Source organism: Rhodopirellula maiorica SM1 (assembly GCF_000346295.1).
In the GTDB taxonomy this organism is placed as follows: domain Bacteria; phylum Planctomycetota; class Planctomycetia; order Pirellulales; family Pirellulaceae; genus Novipirellula; species Novipirellula maiorica.
On record NZ_ANOG01000850.1, the window covers coordinates 1 to 5,894 of the forward strand.

The following is a 5,894-nucleotide window of genomic DNA, read 5'->3' on the forward strand; positions in this document are numbered from 1 at the left end:
TCTACAACTTTCGCTACAGTGAATTCGCGTTGCCCCAATAGCGCAAAATGCTTCACAGGACGTTTTTCCGCTGCGACCGGGCGGCTCGCGCCCAATGCCATCTACTTTGGGGGTAGCGGTGCGGCGCAAGCCGCCCGGTTGAGGCGAGTAAAACGTTCGGTTTAGACCGGGCGGCTCGCGCCGCGCCGCTATAAAAAACATCCGGCTAGTACCAAAGTAGATGGCATTGGGCTTGCCCCGGCGGGATAACAACTGGCAACTACCCTTCATCCTGTCCAAATTTTTCTGACATGCCCCGCGAAACGCCGGAAGCGTATCGCGGGGCAAGTCAGAGGCGTCGGGGGCTTTCTGGGTAGCTGCCAGTTGTCGATCCGACCGGGACAAGCCCGGCGGAAACGAGAGAAGTCCTCACCGTCCCCGACGTTCCGCTGTGCAACCTCGAGCTATGTTGCTCGACTGCGTTGCCATCAATAAAAGATCGCCAAATTTACCCACCGACGCCGATGGCGTTCAACAACAAAGCCCAGGGTCGCGAAGCGCACCCTGGGTCCCTGACACCAACGCACACCCGACCCCAACGGGGTCGAACAACCGCGTGTATTGTTGCCCCGCGAGGAAGGTGCGGTAATTAAGTTGCGGAAGTCACGCAATTCCGCCGGGCTTGCCCCCAATGCCATCTACTTTTGGGGTAGCGGTGCGGCGCAAGCAGCCCGGTTGCAGCGAGTAAAACGTTCGGTTTAGACCGGGCGGCTTGCGCCGCAGCGCTACAAAAAACATCCGGCTAGTACCAGTGTCCTATCCGAATTTCCCTTCCTTTTCCCCGCGAATCGCCTTCCGGCGATTCGCGGGGAAAAGGAAGAGCGTTTCGGCCGGCTTGCCAGGTAGCAGCCAGCTGTCGCACCGACCGGGGCAAGCCCGGCGGAAGCGAGGGGAGCCAGACTTTCAGCACCTGCAAATCGTAGGTGCCGCGAGCAAGAACAAACCAAATCCGACCATGCGGTTTCCCGCACCCACCGCCGATCACACCGCTTCAGATCCCACATCCCCTCGTTATGCCCACCCTTCATCGAGGTGCCGGATCGGTCTATGCTTTCGTCTTTCTTTTCGGGCCCCCTTTCTTTTCGGGCAGAGCCCGGCGAACCGCTCAACCGAAAAATGGCCGATTGGAGAGCCAACAATGGGCAACATCTTTTTACTGCGTTTCACCGGCGAAGACCGCATCGGATTGACCTCCGAGCTGACACGGACGCTGGCGGAACTCGGTGCCGAAGTGCTGGATATCAACCAAGCGGTGATCCACCAATCGCTGTTGCTGGGGATGATGATCCGCGTCGAAAACGGGGTCGAAGTCGAGCGGCCGATCAACGCCATGGCCGAATCGCTTGAGCTGCGTGTCAAAATTCGTGCCATTGACGACACCGATTACGACAGCTGGGTCGATCGCCAAGGAAAACCGCGATACATCCTGACGCTGCTCGCACGTTCGATCGAAGCGTCGCATATCGCGGCGGTGACCAAGATCATCACGGACGAAGGGCTCAATATCGACGTGATTCACCGCTTGTCCGGGCGGCCTCAGCGAATCGAGAACCCCGATACACTGCGCCGCGCCTGTGTTGAATTTTGGCTGCGGGGCGAACCACACGACAAACCACGGATGCAGGCCCTCTATATGGACCTGAGTCGTGAACTGGCGATCGACATCGCTTGGCAAAAAGATGACGCCTACCGCAGATCGCGACGGCTGGTCGCGTTCGACATGGATTCGACGCTGATCCAAGCCGAAGTGATTGACGAATTAGCAAAAGAGGCGGGCTGTGGCGAAGAGGTTGCTGCGATCACCGAAAGTGCGATGCGAGGCGAGCTGGACTTTGACACCTCGCTGCGTCGCCGCGTTGCAACCTTAAAAGGGCTTCCCGAATCGTCGCTACAGAAAGTTGCTGAGCGTTTGCGATTGACCGAGGGAGCCGAAGCGTTGTTGCTGAACTTACACGAACTGGGATACCGCACCGCGATCCTATCGGGTGGCTTTAGCTACTTTGGAAACATGCTTCGCGATCGACTCGGTTTCAATTACGTGCATGCCAACGAGTTAGAGATCATTGACGGCAAGCTGACTGGCAAAGTGCTCGATCCGATTGTCAACGGACAACGCAAAGCCGAGTTACTCGAACAGATTGCATCGAGCGAAGGGATCAACCGTCGGCAAATCATCGCGGTCGGCGACGGAGCGAACGACTTGCCGATGCTGAATCGAGCTGGATTGGGGATTGCGTTTCATGCCAAACCGATCGTCCGCCAAGAAGCCGGCCACGCCGTTTCCAATCTCGGACTCGATGCCGTGTTGTACTTGCTAGGCGTCCGCGACCGCGAGCGAGTGCAAGTCTAAGCAGCTAGGCAGGAGTCTTTCCCTGGGTGAGCCGTGGGCCGTAAGGCACCGGGTAGTGCGTGGGCCCCGGCCGCGGACGAGAACGTCCGGCTTAGGGTGACTCTAACAACTCGCATTCGTTCTTTTTTAAGGCCGGAGGCCGACACATTTACTCAGTCATTGTGCATTGTGCCGGGCTCCGGCCTTTGCGGCTCATTCGCTACATCCCGTGGCCTTACGGCCACGGCAGAGGATGTATCGGCCTCTGGCCTAAGCCGGACGTTCTTTGACGCGTCGCGGCTCGTTGAATCAACAGCCCGCTAGCCACAGTTACGAGATTAGCGGCTTTGGTCAACGCTGAGCAGCATTTATCCCCATAAGGAAAACTCGCGAATCAACGGTAGCGAAAGTCGCAGAGACTTTCGGCCACACGGGTAAAACCGAAACTCCCTGCGAGTTTCGCTACGAAAAAATTGCTTCACAGCGTTTGCCCAAACGGCTGACGGGAATTCTCCCAATCATTCCTGCTTAAAACTGCCTCAAAAATCGCAGATCGCCGCTGTACAGATCACGGATATCGGTGATCCCGTGACGTCGCATGCACAGCCGCTCGACGCCCAACCCGAACGCGAAACCGCTGACCTTTTCCGGGTCGTAGCCGACCGCTTCAAAGACCGCGGGATCGACCATTCCGGCGCCACCGAATTCGATCCAGGTATCGTTCCACAAGAAATCGACTTCCACACTCGGCTCGGTGAACGGGAAGAACGATGGCCGGAAACGAATCTGAACGTCGCCGCCGAGATAGTTGGTGGCAAACACGCGTAGCACGGTTTTCAAGTTGGCCATCGTGACGTGCTTGTCAACGTATAAGCCTTCCATTTGATGGAACATCGGATAGTGCGTCGCATCGGGCGCGTCGGGACGATACACACGGCCCAGCGAGATCACGCGAATCGGCGGTTGGTGTTGTTCCATCACGCGAATTTGCACGGTGCTGGTTTGGCTTCGCAGCAATTGTGATCCTTCGCTGCCCGCTTGAGTGGCCGACGCGGTCGCCAGATAAAAGTTGTCCAGCGGGTCACGAGCCGGATGATCTTCGGGAATGTTTAACGCGACGAAATTGTGCCAAGGGTCTTCGACCTCAGGCCCTTCGGCCGCCTCGAATCCCATTCGCCCCATGATCTCCATCAAGTGGTTGATGGTTTGCGTGATCGGGTGGATGTGCCCAACGTTGGGCCGGATTCCAGGCAACGTCGCATCGAATGTCGGATCGATGCCCGATGCCTCGCCACCACCCAAACGCGATTGCGATGCCTCGAACGATTCTTGCAACTTTGTTTTGAACGCGTTCAACCGCATCCCGGCGGCCTTGCGATCGCTCGGATCGATGCCGCCCATCATCTTTTGGACGTCTTTGAGTGCCCCTTTTTTCGCACCTAGAAAACGCACGCGGGTTTCTTCGACGGCGTCAGCATCGGCGGCCGACTCGAACGAATCGAGAGCATCTTTTTCGAGTTGGTCAAGCGTGCTGATGAATTTATCGAGAGACATGATGCCAAGACACTAAGACAGAAGGTGGGAAGGAGTCAGCAAAAAATAAACCCAGAGCGCGTTAAACGCGACTCTGGGTCGTATTGTTATATCCCTAAACAGGCAGACAGAGTTCCATACGATTTGTTAGCCGCTTTGGCGCTAGCCACGGTTCCAACGGTCAGCCGGGGCTAATTGCCCAACCAGCTAACAAGATTTCACCCAATCGTCTCTATCCACCTGCCTAAACAGGAAAAGAAACTCGGGGCTACGCCGCGAGAACTTCTTTGACCTTGTCGCAGACCTCTTTGAAGCCAGCTTTGTCATGGATCGCCATTTCCGAAAGCATCTTACGATCCAATTGGATACCGGCCTTGTTCAAACCGTAGATGAATTGGCTGTAGCGAATCCCGTGTTGACGAACCGCAGCGTTGATACGAACGATCCATAGGCGGCGAAAGTCACGCTTGCGGACGCGACGATCGCGGAACGCATACACACCAGCCCGAAGCAATGTCTCCTTGACGCTTCGTGTCAGTTTACCGCGTCCGCCGCGGAAACCTTTGGCTCGTTTAAACAGACGCTTTTTAGATTGCCGACGTGCTGAACCTTTGGTGGTACGCATTGCTTTTACTTCCTAATGGTTGGATCGAATGCTCGAGAATACCGTCGTTGCGATATGGGTTGTTCGAGCTTTTCGTCGCCTTTCTGACCTCAGGCCCCCGTCAGTTCTAATGCTGCGGGTGTTTTGCCTAGCCAGATGGATACGGTTCGACTTTGGGGTTTTTGAAAAAATGGAAAAATGGAGTGAGGTTTGATTTAAAACGCGATAGCGAATAATGCTCTCGTGCTTAGTTGCTGTAGCCGTTCAGAGCGGCGTGGATGGTTGGTTCCATCACGCTGTCCAACGCAGTGGTGCCACGCAGGTTACGACGACGCTTTTTGGTCAGGCCTTTAGCCAAGTGACTTGTGCCGGAGGAGCGATGCATTGCCTTGCCAGTTGCTGACAAGCGAAATCGCTTTTTGGTGCCCTTGTGGGTCTTGATCTTGGTACCCATTTGTGATCCGCAAGTGATAGGGTGGGTGGTTTGTTAAACAACGGTTCGATCGAACACTTCCATTAGGGTCCTGATCGAACCGCGAAGCTTACCGAATCGCGTTTATTTCCGAAAGTCCTGCTAGGAAATTCGTGTCGCCAACACGGCATTCATCTCGTCGGTGGCCGCAGAAACGGCATCCTGCCACCGAGATTCACCGTATTTTTGCGAATATTCGTCGCGACGATGGGCAAAAATCAGGTTTCGCGAGTTGTTGACGATCGCCCCCATTCCAGCGTCGTCAAATCCCGCAATTACGTCTTTTGCCGTCCCACCCTGGGCACCGAAGCCCGGAATCAAGATCCAACTGGTCGGCATCGCCGCCCGCATCTCGGCCAATTGCTCGGGATAAGTCGCCCCAACCACCGCTCCGATTGGTCCATAGCCACTCTCGCCAATCCGCCCTTGATTCAATTCCTGGACCAATTCGGCCACGCGAGCGTAGATGGTTTGCCCGTCCGTCACACGATCCTGCAGCAGCCCCCCGCCTGGGTTGGATGTTTTGACCAACACAAAAACCCCCGCCGCCCGTTCGTCACACACGTCGACAAACGGTTCAAGGGAATCGCGGCCCAAATAGGGACTGACGGTCAACGAGTCGCTGCCCCACGGACTGGCGTCCCCGGCCCCCAAGTAGGCCTTAGCGTAGGCCGTCGCGGTGCTGCCGATATCGTTGCGTTTTCCGTCGGTGATCACCAATAGCCCAGCGTCCGACGCGTAACGGATCACCTGTCCGAGCGACACCATCCCGGCCGGTCCGAGCTGTTCAAAGAAGGCGGCTTGAGGTTTCACACACGCGACTTTGTCTTTGACGACATCGATGATGTCACAGCAAAATTGCGTGTACGCCGCGGCTTTTGCATCGTCAGCCCCGCTTTCGGCAATTTGCTGGATCG

5 protein-coding genes are annotated in these 5,894 nt (G+C 56.3%); 1 reads left to right on the plus strand and 4 read right to left on the minus strand.

Going from position 1 to position 5,894, the window contains the following annotated elements; genetic code table 11:
• Positions 1-1,177 precede the first annotated feature (1,177 nt).
• Complete coding sequence (serB, locus tag RMSM_RS27300) at positions 1,178-2,389, plus strand: phosphoserine phosphatase SerB (protein ID WP_008704618.1); 1,212 nt, start codon at positions 1,178-1,180, stop codon at positions 2,387-2,389.
• Between the two features lie 507 nt (positions 2,390-2,896).
• Here serB and pheS read toward each other — a convergent pair.
• From pheS to pyrF, 4 genes are all read right to left on the minus strand, one after another.
• Positions 2,897-3,922 carry a phenylalanine--tRNA ligase subunit alpha gene (gene pheS, locus RMSM_RS27305; protein ID WP_008704620.1) on the minus strand — a complete coding sequence of 342 codons (1,026 nt, stop codon included), beginning with the start codon at positions 3,920-3,922 and terminating at the stop codon, positions 2,897-2,899.
• 247 nt (positions 3,923-4,169) lie between these two features.
• A complete protein-coding gene (rplT, locus tag RMSM_RS27310; protein ID WP_008704621.1) occupies positions 4,170-4,526 on the minus strand; it encodes a 50S ribosomal protein L20 in 357 nt (118 codons plus the stop codon).
• Positions 4,527-4,752: 226 nt separating this feature from the next.
• Positions 4,753-4,959, minus strand: coding sequence for a 50S ribosomal protein L35 (rpmI, locus tag RMSM_RS27315; protein WP_008704623.1), 207 nt, complete (start codon positions 4,957-4,959; stop codon positions 4,753-4,755).
• Positions 4,960-5,079: 120 nt separating this feature from the next.
• A partial coding sequence (pyrF, locus tag RMSM_RS27320) for an orotidine-5'-phosphate decarboxylase (protein WP_040769600.1) occupies positions 5,080-5,894 on the minus strand: 815 nt, incomplete at its 5' end.

Bases quoted from the DNA above. Each gene is read 5' to 3' on its own strand.
- serB (WP_008704618.1), top strand. From the start codon at position 1,178: ATGGGCAACATCTTTTTACTGCGTTTCACCGGCGAAGACCGCATCGGA.
- pheS (WP_008704620.1), bottom strand. From the start codon at position 3,922: ATGTCTCTCGATAAATTCATCAGCACGCTTGACCAACTCGAAAAAGAT.
- rplT (WP_008704621.1), bottom strand. From the start codon at position 4,526: ATGCGTACCACCAAAGGTTCAGCACGTCGGCAATCTAAAAAGCGTCTG.
- rpmI (WP_008704623.1), bottom strand. From the start codon at position 4,959: ATGGGTACCAAGATCAAGACCCACAAGGGCACCAAAAAGCGATTTCGC.